Annotated in this window: 13 protein-coding genes; 4 read left to right on the plus strand and 9 right to left on the minus strand. The window is 42.9% G+C overall.

The annotated features are described in order from the left end of the window. Window positions 1-217: 217 nt before the first annotated feature. Window positions 218-2,185: a S9 family peptidase gene (locus tag P2W82_RS20315; protein WP_336517768.1), complete on the minus strand. Its 1,968-nt coding sequence runs from the start codon at window positions 2,183-2,185 to the stop codon at window positions 218-220. A 239-nt stretch (window positions 2,186-2,424) separates the two neighbouring features. Between P2W82_RS20315 and P2W82_RS20320 the strand changes: the two genes are divergently transcribed. The 3 genes from P2W82_RS20320 (at window position 2,425) to P2W82_RS20330 (ending at window position 3,708) form a co-directional block, all read left to right on the plus strand. Further along, a complete protein-coding gene (locus P2W82_RS20320; protein WP_336517769.1) occupies window positions 2,425-2,943 on the plus strand; it encodes a M23 family metallopeptidase in 519 nt (172 codons plus the stop codon). Window positions 2,944-3,039: 96 nt separating this feature from the next. Then, window positions 3,040-3,255 carry a methyltransferase domain-containing protein gene (locus tag P2W82_RS20325; protein WP_336517770.1) on the plus strand — a complete coding sequence of 72 codons (216 nt, stop codon included), beginning with the start codon at window positions 3,040-3,042 and terminating at the stop codon, window positions 3,253-3,255. A gap of 78 nt (window positions 3,256-3,333) precedes the next feature. Beyond that, window positions 3,334-3,708, plus strand: coding sequence for a hypothetical protein (locus P2W82_RS20330; protein ID WP_336517771.1), 375 nt, complete (start codon window positions 3,334-3,336; stop codon window positions 3,706-3,708). Window positions 3,709-3,972: 264 nt separating this feature from the next. Here P2W82_RS20330 and P2W82_RS20335 read toward each other — a convergent pair whose 3' ends face one another. Further along, window positions 3,973-4,374: a RidA family protein gene (locus P2W82_RS20335; protein WP_336517772.1), complete on the minus strand. Its 402-nt coding sequence runs from the start codon at window positions 4,372-4,374 to the stop codon at window positions 3,973-3,975. 214 nt (window positions 4,375-4,588) lie between these two features. Next, window positions 4,589-4,948 carry a PKD domain-containing protein gene (locus tag P2W82_RS20340; protein ID WP_336517773.1) on the minus strand — a complete coding sequence of 120 codons (360 nt, stop codon included), beginning with the start codon at window positions 4,946-4,948 and terminating at the stop codon, window positions 4,589-4,591. 221 nt (window positions 4,949-5,169) lie between these two features. On the opposite strand from P2W82_RS20340, the gene P2W82_RS20345 reads away from it, so the two are divergent. Beyond that, the gene (locus tag P2W82_RS20345) at window positions 5,170-5,631 is read left to right on the plus strand and encodes a phosphate-starvation-inducible PsiE family protein (protein ID WP_336517774.1); all 462 of its coding nucleotides are present in this window, start codon (window positions 5,170-5,172) and stop codon (window positions 5,629-5,631) included. Window positions 5,632-6,131: 500 nt separating this feature from the next. Here P2W82_RS20345 and P2W82_RS20350 read toward each other — a convergent pair whose 3' ends face one another. From P2W82_RS20350 to P2W82_RS20375, 6 genes are all read right to left on the minus strand, one after another. Then, window positions 6,132-8,564: an ABC transporter permease gene (locus P2W82_RS20350; protein WP_336517775.1), complete on the minus strand. Its 2,433-nt coding sequence runs from the start codon at window positions 8,562-8,564 to the stop codon at window positions 6,132-6,134. A 93-nt stretch (window positions 8,565-8,657) separates the two neighbouring features. Continuing rightward, a complete protein-coding gene (locus P2W82_RS20355; RefSeq protein WP_336517776.1) occupies window positions 8,658-11,063 on the minus strand; it encodes an ABC transporter permease in 2,406 nt (801 codons plus the stop codon). Window positions 11,064-11,305: 242 nt separating this feature from the next. Further along, window positions 11,306-13,735 carry an ABC transporter permease gene (locus tag P2W82_RS20360; protein ID WP_336517777.1) on the minus strand — a complete coding sequence of 810 codons (2,430 nt, stop codon included), beginning with the start codon at window positions 13,733-13,735 and terminating at the stop codon, window positions 11,306-11,308. A 106-nt stretch (window positions 13,736-13,841) separates the two neighbouring features. Next, window positions 13,842-16,208 carry an ABC transporter permease gene (locus P2W82_RS20365; RefSeq protein WP_336517778.1) on the minus strand — a complete coding sequence of 789 codons (2,367 nt, stop codon included), beginning with the start codon at window positions 16,206-16,208 and terminating at the stop codon, window positions 13,842-13,844. A 281-nt stretch (window positions 16,209-16,489) separates the two neighbouring features. Further along, on the minus strand, window positions 16,490-18,874 hold the full coding sequence (locus P2W82_RS20370; protein ID WP_336517779.1) for an ABC transporter permease: 2,385 nt from the start codon (window positions 18,872-18,874) through the stop codon (window positions 16,490-16,492). A 211-nt stretch (window positions 18,875-19,085) separates the two neighbouring features. Next, the gene (locus P2W82_RS20375) at window positions 19,086-21,491 is read right to left on the minus strand and encodes an ABC transporter permease (protein WP_336517780.1); all 2,406 of its coding nucleotides are present in this window, start codon (window positions 21,489-21,491) and stop codon (window positions 19,086-19,088) included. Window positions 21,492-21,641: the final 150 nt, after the last annotated feature.

Genomic DNA, 21,641 nt, shown 5'->3' on the forward strand with positions numbered 1-21,641 from the left:
TTTTTTTCCTAAAACAGAAAAAGGAAAACTGTATGCTCTGTTATGGAGAGAAGAAATAGTTGCAGCAGGCAAACATTCAATAGTAATCACTAAAAAACATTATTAAAAAAAGGAAAAACGGAATTTCTGCTTCCGCTTTTCCTTTTTTGTATACGGTAAAAAAGCAACACGATTGAAACCAGGTCTGTTGATGTATCTGACTTCTGCTGTCTACCGTCTATTTTAAATATTTATCAAACCACGCCAGGTATCTTTCAAATCTGTCTCGCTGATAAGCCGGTAAGGAAATGCCATGAAACTGACCGGGATAAACGATAAGTTCTGTAGGAGTTCCGATGGATCTTAGTGCCTGGTACATCTGCTCACTTCCTACTGCAGGTACGTTGAAATCCTTTTCCCCTGTCATAAAAAGTGTAGGTGTTTTAATTCGATCTGCATGCAGAAACGGGTATGACATTTTCAGATATTTCTCGTAATTGTTGTCTTTCCAGGGTTGCCCCATTTCATTATCGAGTTGAAGAATATACATATCAACGCCATATAAAGAAAGTTGCAACGCACTACCGGCGCCACTTACAGCCGCTTTGAAACGTGTATCAGACGCGATGCAATAATCTGTAAGGATGCCGCCATAGCTCCATCCGCTGATCGCCATTCGGTTTTGATCGATTACTCCTTTGCTTACCAGATGATCAACGGCCCCGTGAATATCGAGTACTTCTTTATTTCCCCAGTCTGCGTAAATAGCTTTGCTGTAATCGATACCGCGACCATTACTTCCACGATAGTTAACACCAACAACCGCATATCCTTTTGCAGCAAACATCTGCCGGGTAAGGTCAAACGAAAATTCATCCTGGGCTACGGGTCCCCCATGTATGTAAAAAATTACAGGAAGATTTTTCCCCGTTGAACCTTCAGGCAGATACAAAAGACTGGATACGGTATTTCCATCTTTGCTTTTGGAAACTACTTTTTCCACTCTGGCAAGTGAAAGATTCGCAACGAATGAATCCTGCACTTTGGTCAATCTGCGAAGGCTTCCATTTTCTAGTGCATAAAACTCATAAGGAAGTGTTGGGTCAGACATTGTCGTGAGCCAGTTGCCACTCGGATGCAATTCAAGTGATCCGAAAACACGGTTTCCACCAATTACTTTTGTCATTTTTCCGCTGGCAACATCGTAGTTTACAACATAACGTTCACAGTCATCCGAAACTAACGCGGCAATGCTTTTTCCATCTTTGTTCCATTTGGCTGAAGAGATCGGGCGATCCAGTGATTTGCTCAGCAATTTGACTTCACCACCGGAAACCGGTTGCACGCAGAGAATGGCCTGATCGTACATAATGAAATTTTCGGCAGATGTACTCCTGGTGTATGCAATCGTTTTTCCATCAGGGCTCCATTGCGGAGAGCCGTCGCGACCGGCCCAGGTAGTGAACTGTTTTGCTACAGCACCTGGTTTTGCATCGATAATAAAAATATCAGAGTTGCTGTTTTTATCAGGATCTTCCGTATGATTACTTACAAATGCAATTGAATTTCCATCCGGACTCCATTGCCCATCGTTTTCATTATACTCACCTTTGGTAAGTGTGTCCAGTTTTTTTGTAGTTACATCGAAAAGATAAAGATGCGTTTTGCGTGTGTCGTACTGGTACCCGCTTACATCTCTTTTGAAATTATATTTATTCAGAACCCATGGTTTTGCGCCTTTCTTTTTCGCAGTATCCTCATAATCTTTGATGGTCAGCAATAATTTTTTCCCATCAGGGCTCCATTCATAATCATTCAGATCTCCTTTTACATCGGTGAGTTTTATCGCTTCTCCACCGAGGCGATTTAACAAAAACACCTGGCTTCCGCTGAGGTTACGGGAAGTGGTGAATGAAATGTATTTATTGTCCGGGCTCCATTTGGGATTGTTTTCACCGTCGGGTGAACTGGTGAGCTGAATATTATCGGTACCATTCCAGCGCATCATCCAGATATCAGTATTGCGCCTGTCTTTCGCAGAATCGGTAGTCGTGAGTGTGTAAAGCATCCAGTTTCCATCGGGAGATATTTGTCCGCCACCTGTTGATTGCTGGCGATAGAGATCACCTGGGCGGAGGGGTCGTTTCTGCGCAGAGGCGCATAGAACAGCGGAAAAAAGAACCAGGGTCGTTAAAAGAATTCTCATGTGCATAGGTGGAAAGATTTTCGCCGAAGATAGTCATGAAATGTGAAGAGTGCTGATCACAGGAACAAGGAAATTATGATATCGCAGTGATTCGTATCAACTCCTGTATAGACATCCAGACGGTTAGGTTTTACATGTTTCACGAATCTTTAAGAAAGCGCGGGCAATATTGTTTTTCGCTCTCTGTTAGTGGAGATTGAACCGGATCTGATGAAATCGCTTACCATAAACCATCACTTATGATGACCATACACTTTCTGCCTTTCAATATTCAATTATTAAAGATGACCACAACCATCGCTTTCTTTATGTTGATTTTCACAATTCCTTCGATGGCTCAGAAAAAGAAACCCCGGGCAGAAGGTGATGCTCTGTGTTTTTCTTCTCCTGTTCCCGCCACTGCCAAAGTAATCGTTCCGGAAAGCCCTTCAAAAACCCTGAGAAACCTTCCAATTAAATCGACGCGTTTTGCGTCGGATCAATCATTGCCGGTAAAATCGGTTTCAGATGGAAAAGTGGTAAGTGTTTTTGATATTGAAGGATCTAACAATGTAGTACTTGTCAGGACCGGATCGCATTATATCTATTATTCGAATATTACAAATCTTACAGTTAAGAAGGGAGACAGGGTTTCAACGGCACAGGTTATTGGATCAGTCGATAAAGGCGACGAAACTTACGAACTGGATTTTGGGATTTATTTTGGAAAAATGGAACTTGAGTCTTCGCAGTACCTGGCCCTGAATGCAAAAAAGTAGCCGGTACTGGAGACTCAACACCGTTTTATTTCCCTGGCTCCCCTGCAGGTGTTCATGGATTATTAGTTGAAATTTGTTCCTATCAATTAAAACGGCATGACCTGGAATCCTAAAAAGTACAATGAGTTTACATCAGAAAGGGAACAGCCGTTTTTTGATTTAATCAGTCATATCGATTATAAGCCAAACATGAAAGTTCCGGACCTGGGCTGTGGAACCGGGGCGCTAACGGCTGTACTGGCAGATCGTCTGAGTAACGCGACAGTACTTGGAATTGATTCATCCAGGGAAATGCTGGAGAAAGCCCGGTAAAGAAGAGTTTGGAATTTAAACAACGAGAGATAGAAGAACAGATGGAAACAAATGATAAATGGGATCTGATCGTTTCAAATGCCGCAGCAGACGGAAAATGTTTTGAATGTAATATTGTCTGACCTGGCAAATGAAGAGCCATTTGCAACAGCATTGAATCATTGGAATCGTCCTTCGCCCGTTCTGACGCTCGAGGAATATGCAGGTATTTTATTTGAGCAGGGAGAAACAGATCTCGTGATGTATCAGAAAGTGTATCCGATAATTTCAAAACGTAGAGATGATTTTTTTCAATTTATATCCTGTTCGGCGTTGACGACGTATTTGCAGAAGATTGATTCAGGCTTTAAAGTGTCTTTCATTGGAGAATTCAAAAGAAGAATTCATAAGAAATTTCCAAATGTGAATTCTATTTATGCGTTTAAGAGAGTGATTGTTTATGGACGTTTCTGAAAGTTCATTTTTCATAGCTCATTATTCACAACAGTTTTTAGTTTATACCTGGAACTGCAAAACACAGAGTCAGGAGCCGAGTGGTCACAGAGCAATGGCCAGGACATAATGAGGATGACTTAACAGGTTTCGATAACCTTTCAGTTCAGAAAATGTTTATCTCTGTATTCCTCCCTGTGCCGTTCCTCGGCTGTTTTTTCTCCGTGTTTTGCCTTTACAGTATAAGGCACTTCACATGTATCCTGAATTCCGTATCCTGGATCCTTATAAATATGCTATCCCATCAATCTCAATTAAAAAGTCCGGGCGACCCAGGGCCGCAACAAATAATACTGTAACGATCGGTGGTTTTTTTATTCCTGTCATGAAGGGTTGCGCTGCTTTGTACGCGGATGCAAGATCACCGCCTTGCACTATATAAATATTCATTTTTATCACGTTCTCCCATCCGGCCAGGGATGCTTCCAGCGCGAGTTGAAAGTTTTTCATCGCCTGCCCGGTCTGTTTTACCAGATCATTTTTATCGACGATTTCGCCTTTGATGTCAACGCCATTCTGTCCACCAATGTAAATCGTTTTGCCCGGACCGTGAGTGATCACCGCCTGCGAGAATGCCGGATTTTTGTGCATCGTATCCGGACTGATATATTCAATTGTTCCTTGCATAAAATGATATTTGGTTCGATATACAATCGCAATGATCCGGCCAGCTACTTTGCGTTGTCAGTTGTCAGCCTGCCTGCCCTGCCTACCCGGACAGGCAGTCGGGAGGCAGGTTGTCGGTTGTCAGAACAAATGGAGTGAACCTGACCCATAGCCGTAATTTTGATTTCTTCGCTGTTTTCTGTTTCCACTGTTCCGTATTCCGTTTGCTATATGCTCAATTAACGGTTACTCCTTTCGTTGGTTCTGCTTCACACTGGTCGCCGCCATGAGACAGAAACACTTTTGCCTTTGCGGTGTATGTGCCGGCGGTATTGTAGATATGTGTAGTATTCAGCGTAGTCGTGTTGTCAGTACCGCCATCACCAAATTGCCATTCAATTTTTTTGATCGTCCTGGTTCCGCTGTATTCTACTTTAAATGCGACAAGCTTTGGATTTGTGTTGTCAACAGCAGCGTCAAGACTTGTTATCGCTGCTTCTGCAATACAGTCAATGACATCATCAGTGTCTTTTTTACATGATATCGGGGAGCTGATAAAAATTCCGAAAGCGACCAATGCAAGGAGCTTTTTCATTATCTTTTTTAAAAGGATTTGCAAACATCTTACCATGAGATAATAATAGGTAACAACTGGCGGGAACAGATGAGGAGTACAGAAATGTACAAAATAGTCACCAGAATCGTTCCTTGCGCCGTCGCAGTTGTTCAGGCAGTCTTTCTCAATTCCAGCAGCACTGTGCAGGATTCACTGGAAAAATAAATACATTCGAAGATCGATATCGAAAACGGGTACAGATGAATATTGAAAAAGTTACCGGTACATTTGAACGCTGGGTTTCCTACTTCATGATCTTTTTCGCCATGGTAATTGTGGTCATACAGGTGGCAATGCTCGGATGGAATGCCGTCGACAGTTTTACCAGGAGATTTAAGGAGGTCGGTTTACATTATGCGCCCCAGTACGCCCGCGAACTTGCGGTTATGTTTTTCAACATACTCCTGATGCTGGAGATTATCCAAACCATAAAAGTTTTTGCTGAAAAACAAACGATCAAACTTCGTATTATACTGATCGTTTGTATGATCGCTGTGAGTAGAAAAATTCTTGAACTGGGAGAAGAGCATGTGGATCCCGAAGCAGAATTTGCTATTGCAGCATTGGTGATAGCCCTAGCTGTGAGCTACTTTCTTGTTTCATTAAAAATATCAGGCAAAAGAGTGAAGTCATTCGATGAGGAAAAAGAAAAAGACGAATAATGAGGTGATCAGGTTGCTGAATTGGTTGCTGTTGGTCACCGGTTTTTCGATCTGCTGTTCACTGCTTATTTAACAAATGACTTACCCGTCATCACACTCATCGCTCCGGATATATTTGTCACTTTCCTAAAACGATGCTGATTTAAGAGTAGCCTGCCCGCGGACCAGGACGACTGTGTGAACAGAATTTTTAAGATCAGCTTATGGCGGTATGATTTTCCCACAGATATTCGCTGATTGCATACAAGGAGATCACGCGGAAAATCTTAGCTTATCTGCTGGAGGACGAACACTGCACCCGCAACGTGGGGCTGTTTAACCTTCAACTTTCAGCTTTATACATTTCCCGCAGATATTTGCAGATTGAATACATGCAGATCCCGAAGCGATCTGCGCAGCTCGGGGTGTTTTTAAATCGGCAACCATCTGCGAGTAAAAAACTCTGTATCACAACCCACCGGCTGTTGCCTATTGCGTATTGCCTGCTTACTATTGCCTGGCTACTCGGAGCGCAAACTCTTCGTGGGATTCTGCAAAGCTGCCTTAATCGATTGAAAGCTGATCGTAAAAACAGCTATAAGCAATGCAAGCAATGCTGCCAGTGCAAAAATCCACCAGGTAATCGGTGTACGATAACTGAAATCTTCCATCCACTTATTCATCGCCCACCAGCCGAGTGGTACTGCAATGACTACCGAGATGGCAACGAGCTTTACAAAATCTTTCGACAACATGGTTGTTATGCCACTCACACTTGCTCCCAGAACTTTACGGATGCCTATCTCTTTATTTCTTTGTTCCGCGATAAATGCAGAAAGTGCAAACAAGCCAAGGCAGGCAATAATGATTGCCAGTATGGAGAAATTAAGAAAGATGTTCTGCATGCGTTTTACACTTGCATACATGTTTGCGAAACTGTCATCAAGGAAATTGTAACGGATCTGCTGGTAAGGAAGAAACTTTTTCCAGAGTGTCTCAATCGATGCAAGTCCTTCTTTCATATTTGCAGGATTTATTTTTGCGGAGATCATGGTCGGTGAATTCCGCAAACGGAAACACAGTCCACCCATATCATGCTTCATGGATTCAAAATTGAAATCCTCCACAACACCAATAATGGTATAAGTCTCCCAGTTCATAATTTTCTGACCGATCGGATCTGTAAGCCCCATTTTTTTCGCCATGGTCTGATTGATGATCAACGCCATCGAATCCGACGCAATTGTGGGGGAAAAATTTCTGCCTGCAACGATTTTCATTCCCAGCGCGGAAATATAGTTGTCATCTACATCCCATACCTGAACACCCACGCCATCATCCATTGTTCGCCGCCCTTCTTTCCAGAAAGTATTTCCGTTTCTTTTCGTTCCTGAAACCGGAAGGAAATCACTTACTGTTACCGCTTTCACCTCACGAAGATTTTTCAGTTCATCCCTGAAGGCGGGCAGCTGCTGACCAAGTGTCTGTGTGCTTTGTATCACCACCACCTGGTCGCGATCAAAGCCTACATTTCGATTGAGCAGAAAGTTGGTTTGCTTATAAATTACTATAGTTCCGATAATCAGGATAATGGAAGTAGTGAACTGAAAAACAACCAGGCCGTTACGAAGAAATACGTTTCTTGAAGCCTTGCTGATATTTCCTTTTAATACACTTACTGGTTTGAAAGCTGAAAGATAAAATGAAGGATAAACCCCGGAGATCAATCCGGTGAATAATGCGGCTGCAAGTAAAGAGGGCAGGAGCCACCATTCTTTCCAGGGAATAGCCAGGCTTTTAGCAGCCATCTGGTTGAACCACGGCAAAAGAATTATTGCAAATGCAACTGCCAGTAAAAATGATATCAGGCTGTATAATAAAGATTCTGTCAGAAACTGAGTGATCAGACTTCCTTTCGAAGAACCTACTACTTTCCGCAAACCAACTTCTTTTGCACGGTTTGCTGATTTTGCAGTAGCAAGATTTACAAAATTGATGCAGGCAATCACAAGTATAAGAGCTGCGACGATAGCAAACAGCCAGACAAAGCGCTGATCGCCGTGAGTAAAGCTGTCGTCAATATTATATGATTTCAGGTGTACGTCGCCGATAGGTTGTAATTCGAGACTTGCTTTTTTCAGGATTTCATCTGCATTTACATCGCCTGCCTTCTTCATTTCAGGGATCATATAATTTTTCAAAAGCGCAGAAGTCATTTTTTTCTGAAGTGCTTTCCTTTCTGTTCCGGGGCGGAGTTTAAGGTACGTGTCATAATTGCTCGAGCCCCAGCCTTCCTGTTCATTGTCCCAGAAGCTTACACCTGCCAGCGAAATATAAAAATCGAACTGCAAATGCGAATGAGGTGATGGATCGGCCATTACACCACCAATCTTAATGGGGAAATTATCACGACCGTTGAAATAAAGAATTTTACCAGTCGGATTTTCACCTGGGAAATAGATATCTGCTTTTCGTTTTGATATGAGCAATGTGTTCGGGTCTTTCAACGCTGTTTCCCGATTGCCATATACCATGGGCAACTCAAGGATGTCGATGAGTTCCTGGTCTGCAAAACTGAAACCTTCTTCGTAAAAGCTTTGTTTCTGATCGGCTCTGCGGATCTGGTTACTTCCTGCACCACCGAAAAGTTTGTAAGGCATCAGGCGGCCGGCGAGTGCTACCTCAGGAAAATCATTTTTTAATGTACGCGCGCCTGGAGGCGGCATAGCTACACCCCGGCTTACTTTTCCATCGTCATTTTTAAATACTCCGATGACACGATAAATGTTTTCGGCACCAGCATGATGTTTGTCGTAGCTGATCTCATCCCTTATATACAAGCCGATGAGCAAACAGGCGGCAATACTCAAAGCGAAGCCACCGATTTTTATCGCGGTGAACATTTTTTGTTTTTTGAGCTGGCGGATGGCCATTCGGATGTAGTTGCGGAGCATGAGATGAGTTTTAAGTAGAAAGTTTAAAGTTTTAAGTCGTTATACGTGTAACGTTATACGTTTTACGTGTAACGTTATACGTGCAACGTAAGCCTATTCCGTCCTCAGACTCTTCACCGGATTCGCCAGCGCCGCCTTCACTGCTTTATATCCCACTGTCAGCCATGCAACAATGACCGACGTCACAATAGCCAAAAGAAATATTCCCACGCCTGGTTTGATCTGGTATGCAAAATTGCTCAGCCAGTCTTTCATCACAAACCAGGCAATCGGAGCAGCAACCACGAAAGCCACTACGATCAGCACTGTAAATTCTTTTGAAAAGAGATACACAATATTCCCGGCACTGGCGCCAAGTACTTTTCTTATTCCCACTTCTTTTGTTCTTTGAACAGCCATGAATGAGATAAGTCCGTACAAACCGAGGCAGGAAATGAAAATCGCGATACCAGCAAAAATTTTATAAATGAGTGCCATCTGGTTTTCCTGGCTATAGAAATTGGCTATGCTCTCATCAAGAAATGCATACCTGCTCGCATATTCAGGATTGTACTTATCCCATACTTTCAACAGGTCGGCTTGTAAAGCAGCGGTGTTTGCAGTTTTCATTTTGATGCCTGTTCTGCCGTACCATCTTTTTGATGGTGCTATCATTATAGGTTTGGTTTCTTCACGGAGTGAATTCGTCTTGAAATCTTTTACGACGCCGACTATCTGCATCCAGCGGCCGCCACCAAGACGAAGGTCTTTACCTACAGCATCCGCGGGGTTTTTCAATCCCAGTTTTTTGGTGAGGGTTTCATTTACAACAAATTCTTTTACGGTATCGCTGGGCTCATATCCGCGACCAGCAATGAGTTGAAGTCCATACGTTTTTATATAGTCATCATCTGCGAATTTGAGAAACAATGGAAAGGGCGCATCATCTTTATGATCGAATGCAAAATTGGTGGCCCAGTTATTTTCTGATGAAGGAACGTCACTGCTGAAACTAACCGATTGAACACCATTCATGGATAACAACTCCTGCTTCATCGCGACCTGGCGGGAACGTGAGGTACTATCGTCACTGCCATTAATTACAAGCAGGGATTCTTTATTGAATCCGAGGTCGGCTTTTTTCACAAAACTCATCTGCGAAACGGCAATGATCGTCCCGATAATAAGGATTTGTGAAATAGCAAATTGCGCAACGACGAGTGTACGACGAATGGAAATTCCACCAACTGTCGCAGAAGAGATTTTGTTTTTCAGTGCCAGTATCGGTGAGAAGCCAGAGAGTATCAGCGAGGGATAAATTCCGGCAAATAGCACCACCATTATTGCGATACCGAGGGATAGCAAAGTCGTTTGGAGGTTGAGTACATTCAATTTCTCGGTAATTGCAGAAACTTCTTCCAGGTAAGGAAGGAATGCTGATGCCAGGAGCAGTCCCATCACAAGGGAAACAAGTACTACTATGGCGGTTTCGCCCATCATCTGCCAGAACAGGTTCATCCTGTTGCTGCCCATAACTTTCCTGATGCCCACTTCTTTTGAGCGTTTTACGGCCTGCGCTGTGGAGAGATTTACAAAGTTGATACATGCCATCACCAGGATGAAAATACCAATCAGTGTTAGCGTCCATAGGGTAGCCCTGCTCGTTACATGTGTTCCGAGGCTCCCGAAATCCGTATCATAATGCATCGTAGCCAATGGTTTTGCATAGTGTAGCCTTGTGCTGCGATTGCTGGCACGTTTATCATATTTCGTATGCAGCTTGCCAATCTGCGCATTCATTGTGCTTACAGGCAATCCGGGTTTTGCCAGAATGAACAACTGCGTATTTGAACTTACGCCACCCCAATCTTCATTATATCCATAATTATCAGGATGTGCTTTTAAAGTTTCAAATGATGTCACTACGTTCATCGGTAGATCAGTGTGTTCCGGAACGTCTTCAAAAACACCTGCTACCGAAAGGAGTGAAAGATTATCCATCTTCAGAAATTTTCCGGATGCTTGTTTCCAGTCTCCGAAATATTTTTCTGCTGTTTTCCTGCTCAGGAAAATTTTATTAGGTTCTGATAGTGCGCCCGCATTTCCACTCAGCAGTTTTGTGTCGAATATGGTGAAGACGGTCGGTTCACTGAAGTAAACACCATTATCTTCTATGAATTTCTTATTTCCTGCAGGATCTTCGATAGTGAACTGACTACCGTTTGATGTGATCACAGGTGTAGGCGAAAGTTCAGGAAGATCCTGTTGAGCTGCAGTGATTAATGGGAAGGGCACTCCCGGATTACGATCTCTCGTTCCTTCTTTTCCAGACTCTGTAACGACCCGATATACACGATCGAAATTTGTTCTGAATTTGTCGTAACCGGTTTCATAAGTAATGACAATAAACAGCAACAAACATGCAGCTATCCCAATAGACAAACCAGTAATATTGATTATCGAGTGGGCCTTGTTTCTTGTGATATTCCGCCAGGCGATTTTCAGATAAGTTTTTATCATTGGGGATAGTGTTTGATTGTTAGTGTGTAGTCAGGCAACAGGCAACGGGCAGCAGATAAATTCATATCAACCTGATGAGTTGCTTTGTTATTGAAATTTTGGTTTGTCAATTATTATCTTTTAAATCTTTAGATCATTAACTGCGGAGATCTGTTGCCTGAACAACAACACCGCAAATTAGAGAACGGGCATCATCCCCCAACAGCCGGATATTTCTCCTGCCTCCTTCTCCTGCCTCCGGCCTACTCTGTACGCAAACTCTTCACCGGATTCACCATCGCTGCCTTGATCGCCTGGTAACTGATCGTCAGCAATGCTATCGCAATAGCTGTCCCTCCGGCAACTAAAAATATCCACCAGCTTAAATCGGTACGGTATGCAAATTTTCGCAACCATTGATCCAGCGCCAGCCAGGCGACAGGCGAAGCAATGGCAACTGAAATTCCAATCATCAGCACAAATTCTTTCGATAACAATCCGAATATGTTTGACACGCTGGCGCCAAGTATTTTCCGTATGCCGATTTCTTTTCTTCTGCGTTCAGCTGAATGAGCTGCGAGTCCGAGTAATCCAAGACATCCAACGATGATCGCAACAGATGTGAAAATCCATAACAATGATTTCAGTTTTTCTTCCATCGTGTACATCACACTGAAATTTTCATCAAGGAATTTGTACTCCAGGGGATAATCAGGCGCATATTTGTTCCAGACTTTTTCTATATGCGCCATTGTTCCGGAAAGACCAGCAGTACTCATCTTCACTGCCACCTTCCATTTGAATTGATCTTCTGAAATCTGCAGGACGGTTAGCTCTACTTTGTCATAAAGACTTTTGTAATGAAAATCTTTTACAACACCAATTACTTTTCCGAGTTTCAACGAATCAGGATTTGTTGCGCTCCAGGGAGTCCATGCGAGGTCTTTACCGATGGCTTTTTCCGGTGTTTCAAATCCAAGTAGTTTTACTGCAGTCTCGTTAATGATAAAAGCGTGATCCTTGTCGGTTTTCATTTCTTTTGAAAAATCTCTTCCGGCAATGATCTTCAGACCCAATGTTTTGACATAGTCAAAATCGACCATGAGCTGTGTGGCCGGACGGTGATCATTTTTTCCATTGGCAGGAAGAATGATGTCATCTCCGGCAACGGCATCTCCCGGGAAGCCATAACCGATACTCACAGATGAAATAGCGCTGGATTGAAGGAGATCATTTTTAAACGCATCGATATTATTGTCAAACCTGCTTCCCCGCATCGGGAAGAAAACGATCTGTTCTTTATTGAATCCAAGGTCTTTGTTCTGCATATAATTCACCTGGCGGAAAACCATCAGCGCACTAATGATCAGCAGAACAGAAAGCGTGAACTGAAGTGTTACAAGGCTGTAGCGCAACCACGGCGTATTTGTTTCTGAATCACCCGAACCAATGTTTTTGCGGAGCACAGCTACCGGTTTGAAAGAGCTTAGCACGATCGCGGGATAGAACCCTGCGAGTGTGCCTATCAATACACCGAGTGCTGCGAGCATTGCCAGAGCAACGGGATGCAGTAAATTCTGAAGATGAATATTTTTTCCTGTGAACTGGTTCAGTAACGGAAGCAAAAATGCAGAAAGTATCAGTGCCAGGGCGATACTGATGAAACAGAGCAGGAACGTTTCTGAAAGGAACTGTAGCAGCAATTGTCTTTTTTCTGCCCCGATAGTTTTGCGTACGCCGACTTCTTTTGCACGAAGTACAGATCTTGAAGTAGCCAGATTTACAAAATTGAAACAGGCTATCAATAAAATAAATACAGCGATGATCAGTAATGCTTTTACATACGTGATGTTTCCACGCTTAGACTCATCGAATTTAAATTCAGAAGATCGGAGGTGAATATCATTCAAAGCCTGCAAATGTGGGATATACGAAAGCTTTGAATCCTTTAATTGTTCTGCTGATTTTTCTTTTACAACAGTAGTAAACTTTTTTTCGAATGCTTCTTTATTTGTACCCCTTTTTAGTTGTACATAAGTAAAGAACTGCTGCCAGCCCCAGCTCTGCATCCTTTCTTCCGGAAGTTTTGCTGTACTGAGCGGCATTATAAAATCGAATGAAAGATGGAAGTAAGGATCTTTTTTGAAAACGCCGCTTACTTTAAAATTCACTTTTTCTCGGGTGAGTTCCTTGCCAACAGGATTTTCTTCCCCGAAAAAGCGATAACTCATTTCGTCAGAAATGACAATAGAGGCCGGATCGTTCAAAAGTCCCGTTGATGAACCGTAAACCATTGGCAGTTTAAATACATCGAAGAAAGTGGAGTCGGCGAGAAAGCCATTTTCTTCATATAATTTAACTCTATCCGTTTCGAACAAAGCTTTGTATTTCGGTTGCATCATCACTCGCGCTGTGCGTTCAACTTCGGGGAAGTCCTTCATAAGCGTTGTTGCAAATGCAGGAGGCGTAACAGCGCGCATTTCTTCTCCCATTTCATTGTGGCTTTCATTCACCACACGATAGATCTGCGAATTCGAAGGGATAGCTTTATCGAACTGGTATTCATCATACACAAATAATGCGATCAGTATAGCAGCAGTTAACCCCAGGGTCAGACCAATAATGTTGATGGCAGCAAAACCTTTATTACGCCAGAGGTTACGCAGGGCAATTTTAAAATTGATGTTGAACATGGGGAGGAGTTTATAGTTTTTAGTTAATGGTTAATAGGAGGCAGCAGGCCGCAGGCAACAGATGAATGCAGCAGGCGTTGAACGTTGAACGTTGAACGTTCAACGCTTACTCCGTTCTCAAACTTTTTGTCGGATTCGCCGTCGCTGCTTTTATCGCCTGGTAACTCACAGTGAGGATAGCAATCACCACTGACAATCCACCCGCCAATGCAAACACCCACCAGTTGATCGGCGTACGGTATTCATAGTCCTTTAACCAGTTGTGCATCGCCCACCAGGCTATTGGTGCAGCAACAACAAATGAAATGATGACCAGTTTTAAAAAATCTTTTGATAACAGCGAAGTGATTCCGGTTACAGAAGCACCGAGTACTTTGCGGACACCTATTTCCCTGATCCTGTTTTCTGCCATATAAGTAGCTAAACCAAAAAGACCCAGGCAGGATATGAATATCGTCAGTCCAGCAAATAATCCCGCGAGTGTTCCTGTACGTTTTTCATCATCAAACTTTTTCGCATACTCTTCATCAATAAATTTGAAATCGAATGGATATTCAGGATTGTACTTCTTAAATATTCTTTCAGCAGTAGCAATATTCTTACTGTTGGATTGATTTGGATTCAACCGGATGTTGATCACATTGAACCATCCGAGTTTATGTCCTTCGATTACCATCGGAACGGTCGGACTATATGGTGACTGAAGTATAAAATCTTTGAACACCCCAACAACGTGCCAGTCGATTCCATTGTCTTTGATAATTTTTCCCAACGGATCTTTGTCAAGCTTCATCAGTTTTGCTGCTGATTCGTTGATCAGAACTCCAGTGCTGTCGGTCGAAAATTCCTTAAGGTTAAAGTCACGGCCTTTAACAATAGTAAAGCCGGCTGTTTTCACGAGATCCTCATCTGCAACATATCTGTCAACTATCGTTTTATCCTGCGGATCTTTTCCGGGCCATTCAAATCCCCAGCTATTACTCCAGCCCTGCGTAAGCGGTGCGCTTGTTTTTGTAACAGAAGTTGCCACACCCTGGCTGATCAGATCATTCTTCACCAGCTGGTAATTTTTCTCCAGATCGCCGGTGAGGAAATGATACATCAGGTTGTTTTTATCATATCCTGATTCACGACGTTGTGCATAATTGATCTGCTGACGTACGATGATGGTACAGATGATCAGCATAATCGCAAATGTGAATTGAAGTACTACGAGTACTTTCCGTGGCGTAATCAGTGCATTTGCTTTTTTAAAGGTTCCTTTTAGCACGGATACCGGGCGGAACGAAGAAAGAAAAAATGCAGGATAACTTCCTGCGAGCAAGCCGGTGAACACCACGAATCCGATTCCTGCAAGCCAGAAAAGAGGATTCGAAAAGTCGATGAATAATTTTTTGTTGGTTAAGGTATTGAATCCTGGCAGGCAAAGCGCAACGATAACCAGGGCAATGATTCCAGCCATCAATGCAATCACAATTGATTCGCCGATGAACTGGCTGATGAGAGAAAATTTCTGCGCACCGACTACTTTTCTGATTCCTACTTCTTTAGCGCGACGCTCACTTCTTGCAGTACTCAGGTTCATGAAATTGATACAGGCAATCAGTAGAATAAATGCAGCTACGATACCAAACAATCTTACGAAAACAATCTTGCCACCGTCTTCAACACCTTCTTTAAAGCTGGAATGCAATTGCCAGCGACTCATCGGGTATAAAAATGTTTTCAGGTAAGGATCGTATTGATCATATTTTGCGCGGATGGTATCCAGTTTGGGAGCGATAGATGCAAGCGTCGCATTCTTTCTCAACATCACATAAGTACGCGTAGAATTGTTGCCCCAGCTTTCGTCATCCCCTCCTGTTGATCTCAGGTATGACCAGGGCAGGAGGTATTCAAAATTAAATCTTGAGTTCACCGGCAGATCTTTTAATAAACCGGTGACGGTGAAATTGTCTTTATTATCCAGCTTCAACACTTTGCCCATAACATCTTCAGTACCGAATAGTTTCAGCGCCATTTTCTGCGTAAGCAGGATATTGTGCATATCGTTCAGCGCTGACTTTGGGTCACCTTTGAGCAATGGAAAAGTGAACATCTGAAGGAAATTGGAATCTACAATATTCCCATCTGCAGTAAGTCGCTTATCGCCTATACTGAACAGGTAGCTGCTCTGCCAGTTTACACGAACCGACATCTCTACTTCAGGATAATCTTTCTCAATGATTCTCGCAGCAACTTTTGGTGTTGTATTCCATGTGCCGATACTTCCTTTTCTGTCGGATCGGTTCCATAATTCATAGATACGATCCTTATTCGCATGGAAATTATCGTAACTGGTTTCATTCAGTATCCAAAGCAATATCAAAATCGCACTTGCCATTCCGATCGCAAGTCCGGCAATATTTATAAAGGTGAAACCTTTGTTTCGCCCAAGGTTGCGAAAGGTTAATTTGAAAAAGTTTTTTAGCATAGTATGTGAGTTGTCAGATCTTAGTTATCAGTTGTTAGTTTGACAGCAGGCAGCAGTGAGCAGGCAGCAGATAAGTTCAAACCAGCCGTATAAATTTTCGACTAATTCAATTTATTACACTCCAAATCACTATTTCCTGCAAACTGCTTTTGCATTCTTACTTTTGCCTTTATTCACTGTTTCTGGTATCTGTTTCTTCCCTTATTCTGTATTCTCTTTGTCAATCGGGACAACGCTTGCGTTGTCTAACGAAAAACCCGCCGGGGGCTGTTGCCTCGTGCCTATTCCGAACGCAGGCTTTTCACCGGGTTCACCACCGCTGCTTTCACCGCCTGGAAACTTACTGTTACAATTGCGATGAATAGAGCGATTATTCCTGCCGCTCCAAAAATCCACCAACTGATATTGATCCGGAACGCAAAATCTTTCAGCCATTGGTACATAATATAGCCTGCAAGAGGCGCGGCAATGACAAATGATATCAAAACGAGTTTCAAAAAATCTTTTGAAAGAAGGTTGATGATACTTGCGACAGAAGCGCCCATTACTTTTCGTACACCAATCTCTCTTGTGCGCTGCATTGTACTATAAGATGCGAGGCCCAGAAGACCAAGACATGAAATGAATATCGCGATGACGGCAAAATTCAGAAACAATTTTCCGAAGCGTTCTTCCGCCCTGTATTGTTTGTCAAAAAATTCATCAAGGAAATAGTAGTCAAATGGGCGATTGGGTACTGCTTTGTTCCAGTTTCCCTGGATAGAAGAAATTGTAGAAGAGAGGTTGTCTGCATTCAGCCTCACAGTAATCAGCTGTGTACCATTGGGCTCGATGCGCATGCTCAGCGGTTTAATCTGTTGCTGCAGTGAGCGGAAGTGAAAATCTTTTGCTACACCGATGATTTTACCTTCACGGCCCCATTGTTTAAACCGGCGCCCGATGGCTTCTTCCGGCTTAGTATAACCGAAAAGTTTAACCGCAGCCTCATTCAGTACCATCGCTTGTGTAGTGTCTGTTCCAAAATCTCTTGAGAATGGGCGGCCGGCAACCATTTTGATATCTAGCTGTGGAATAAAATCAAAGTCGACAAAATAGAGATCAAGATTTGCAATCTGCAAATCGCCTTGCTTGTTTTCTATTTCAGAATAAGCGCCTGGATTATTGCCACCAGGAACACTTGATGTTGTTGCTGTTGATTTTACACCGGGAATGGATCTGAGCGATTCTTTGAAACTTTGTTTTGCCGGATCGCCTCCGGAATTAATTACGAGCAGCTGATCTTTATTAAAGCCGAGGTCACTCGAGCGCATATGGTTCATCTGCAGGTAAACTATGATAGTGCCGATGATCAACGCAATTGAAATAGCAAACTGTGAAACAACAAGTCCTTTCCTGAGCAGAATACCCTTCATACTTGTTGAAAATTTCCCCTTCAGTACGGTTACAGGTGTAAATGACGAAAGGACAATTGCAGGATAAATGCCCGCAACGATACCAATGATGATCGCTCCTGCAAGGAGGTACGCCAGGTAAAGCGGCTGACTAAATATCCCGGAGCTGATTGTTTTGCCGGCCAACTGGTTAAACATTGGAAGTAGTAATGCGGTAAGTCCAACAGAAAGAATTACAGCTATCAATGTAAGTATGACTGATTCACCCAGAAACTGCCGGGCCAGCTGCGATTTTTCTGCACCGACGACTTTTCGTAGGCCAACTTCCTTTGCCCGTTCTGCCGATCGTGCTGTAGCCAGATTTATAAAATTGATACAGGCAATCAGAAGAATAAAAATGGCGACAACAGAAAAGATATATACGTTATTGATATTTCCTGTTTTACTACCATTGCGTGTTGACCGCAGATAAACATCTTTCAGTTTTTCAAGAAACAAAGTCGCATACATCTGGTTTTGTTTCATCTCGGTTCCATTGCGCCTCTCAAGGAAATCAGGAAACTTTTTTTCAAGTGATTTAGCATTGGTGTTTGCTTTGAGCAGAAGGTATGCCTGTGCACCATAGTTTCCCCACTGACTGTCCAGGCTCGCATTGAATTTCTGGGTGATCGTACTCATCGAAAGCACAACATCTCCTTTGATCTGTGAATTCTCCGGCATGTCTTCCATTACACCCGTTACTTTAGCCGGGAAACCTTCACCTGTGATCAATATCGTTTGCCCCATCGGATCTTTGTCGCCGAAATATTTTTTTGCAGTTGATTTGGTAAATACAATGCTGATTGGCTCTTTGAGCGCAGTACGACGGTCACCTTTGATCAGTTTATAATCGAACACATCAAAGAATGCTGAGTCCGCCCACATGGCATCTTTTTGCTGAAACTTGATATCGCCATTTCTCATCAGCAGGTCATCATCACCCGCAATACGTACAAATGCTTCCACCTCGGGAAATTCCTGTTTAACGTTTGGCGCAACTGCCCAGGCCGGACCGCCGGCATTTATTACTTCAGTCGGCGTTTTAATGTCGCAGACAATGCGATAAATTCTGTCCGCTTTGGAATGAAAAGAATCGTAACTCAATTCAAAGCTGACATACAATAATATCAGGAAACTTGCTGTAATGCCAACGCAAAGCCCAAGGATATTAATTGTTGTAAAAGCTTTGTGTTTCCACAGATTCCGGAAGGCGATTTTTAGATAGTTTTTTATCATTAGTTATAAGTTGTCAGTTGAACAGCCGCTGAATCGTTGTTCGTTTTTCGTTCGAAACAGCCAGTTTTATGTTTTCAGTTTCAGTGTTCCGGTTTCGCCTATTGCCTTCTCAATATTGCCTTTCTTCACTGTTTCTTTTTTCTGCTTCTGCTTCCATAATAGCTCACTACTCCGATCTGGTGCCCCCCACAATGCTGTGTAGGCCTGCTGCCTATTCAGTTCTCAACGCCTTCACCGGGCTCGCATTCGCTTTCCTCATTGTCTGCATAATAATTAGTGCGGTTGTTAACAACCCGATAAGTACAACACTCACCAGGAACGGTAAGGCCGTCAGATTGATCCTGTAAACATAATCATTGAGCCAGTTGCGCATAATTAACCACGCAACTGGTACAGCAATTACCGCAGCTGATATTATCACCAGCAGAAATTCTTTTACGAATAGTGAAATGATGCCTTGCACAGATGATCCGAGCACCTTCCTGATCCCGATTTCTTTTGTACGGCGATGCAGACTGAGTGTGATCAGTCCGAATACACCCAATAGTACAATAATCATTGATAATATTGTTGCCAGGGATGATGCCTGTTTAAGCTGTAATTCGGATTGATAAACTCTGCGCAAACTTTCGTCCATGAATTTGTATTCGAAAGGTTTGCCCGGCATGAGTTCATTCCATTTTTTCTGAAGCGCAGCGATATTGTTTCCAATATTTCCCGGCTGGAGTTTGAAACTCATCATCCGGTAGGTATTGGTGAGTTTGATCTGCATCATAGTCATCGGTTGGATGGCCTTCTGCATAGATTCAAAATGAAAATCTTTTACTACACCCGCCACCGTTGCTGTAAAGCCACCACTACCGGGAATGCTCAGTTGCTGACCGATTGCCTGTTCCGGTGTCCAGCCCTGTGCTTTGGCCATTGTTTCATTGATAACAATTTTTGATGAATCGGTGACGGTACCAGGCCTTCCAAAATATTCACCCGCAGCCATGGGGATAGTGAATGTGTTGCCAAAATGCTCATCGGACATCAGCAGGGTAGAATTGATTGCAGAAGTTGAATCTGCACCTGCCTTATAAAGTGCTACTCCACCTGAACTGTTTCCATCATTTGTTTCATAGGATACCGTTGCAGATTTTACAGCAGGCAATGATAAAAACTGCTGACGGATGGCTTCGATTTTTCTTGTTCCATCAGGTGTCCAGTCGCGGGATACCTGCGCCGAAACAACATAATCTTTATCATAGCCAAGGTCGCGACTGAAAAAGTAATTCACCTGCTGAGTGATGATCATGGCTCCTGCAAAAACAAAAGTGGCTGTTCCGAATTGAACAGCGGTAAGGCCGCGACGCAGCAGGATATTTTCTTTGATGGTATTGAGTTTGCCTTTAAGAGATTCAACTGACTTTAATGATGACAGTACAAAAGCAGGGTAGGAGCCTGCGATCACACCGAGAATGAATATAAATGCAACCAGAACGCCGATACACCAAAAAGGAAATTCACTGAGTAAGGGAAGTTCCATACTTAGCTGAGTTCTGAAAAAACTGCCAGCCATTCCATAAATAATGAGTGAAGCTATTGTTGCCAACAAAACAAGGAGAACAGATTCTGTCAGAAACTGAAAAATGAGCTGTTGTTTTAACCCGCCCATTACCTTTCTGATCCCGATCTCACGCATTCGTTGCGATGCGCGACTCACTGACATGTTTACAAAATTGATCACCGCCATCAGGAGAATAAACATCGCAACACCCGATAGTGCATAGATCATTTTCTTTACAAGGCCATTATCTGCATTAAGATAGTAGGTCTGCAGGGATCCCAGCTTTGGTGTCATGTTCTCTGCAATGAATGGTGGCGCATTCAGTTTTGTCAGTTCGCTTAAAGGACCGTCCAACTGTTCTGGCTTTACGCCTGGCTGCAACATCACATAACCTGGAATATATGCAGAGCTCCAGTTCATGTTTCTTCCAAAAAAATCAAGGTTTTTTTCGGAAATGAAAACCTGGTTATCATTATTTGTATTGATGCGTGTAATCGAATTTTTCGGTGGATTTTTCATCACGCCCGTGATAACAAAATCCTTCTTGCTGCCGGAGAAATTCTCAATACTGAGTGTTTTACCAACGACATCATTTTTCCCAAAAAACTTCCTGGCTTTATCTGCCGTAATTACAACGGAGTAAGTGCCATCAAACGCGGTATTCGGATCTCCATACAGGAGTTGAAATCCAAACATATTAAACAAGGTACTGTCGCAAATCTCAATCCCTTCGCGGAATGCTTTGTCGCCATTAACAATATTGGACGTGATACCATCCCAGCGGAAGTAATTGGCCACAAGCGTCGGATACTTTTCTTTCAGTTCTTTTGCCAACGGGCCAAGAGAAGTGAATTCAAGTCCCTGCTGCGGATTTTTCCATTTTGATAAAATGATATACTGACGATCTGCATCCTTCAATGCACGATTCACATTGTATTCGCTCCATGCATACGCAGCGATGATCAGGGTAAACGAAATTCCCGTTGCCAGTCCAATAATATTGATCGCCGTGAATCCCTTGTGCCGGTACAGATTTCGCCATGCGAGTTTCAGGAAGTTGGTGAGCATTGCCGAGTTTGAAATTTAATGTTTTAGTTGTTAGTTGTCAGCCTGCCTGCCGTCAGCTAAGCCTTACCCAAATTTATTGAGTCATTATTTCATAAACACTTGCTGCATGGGTTAACTGTTGATAACCTTGCCAAACAGTTTTTAATCCTG

It is taken from the genome of Pollutibacter soli (assembly GCA_029269725.1).
Lineage (GTDB): Bacteria > Bacteroidota > Bacteroidia > Chitinophagales > Chitinophagaceae > Pollutibacter > Pollutibacter soli.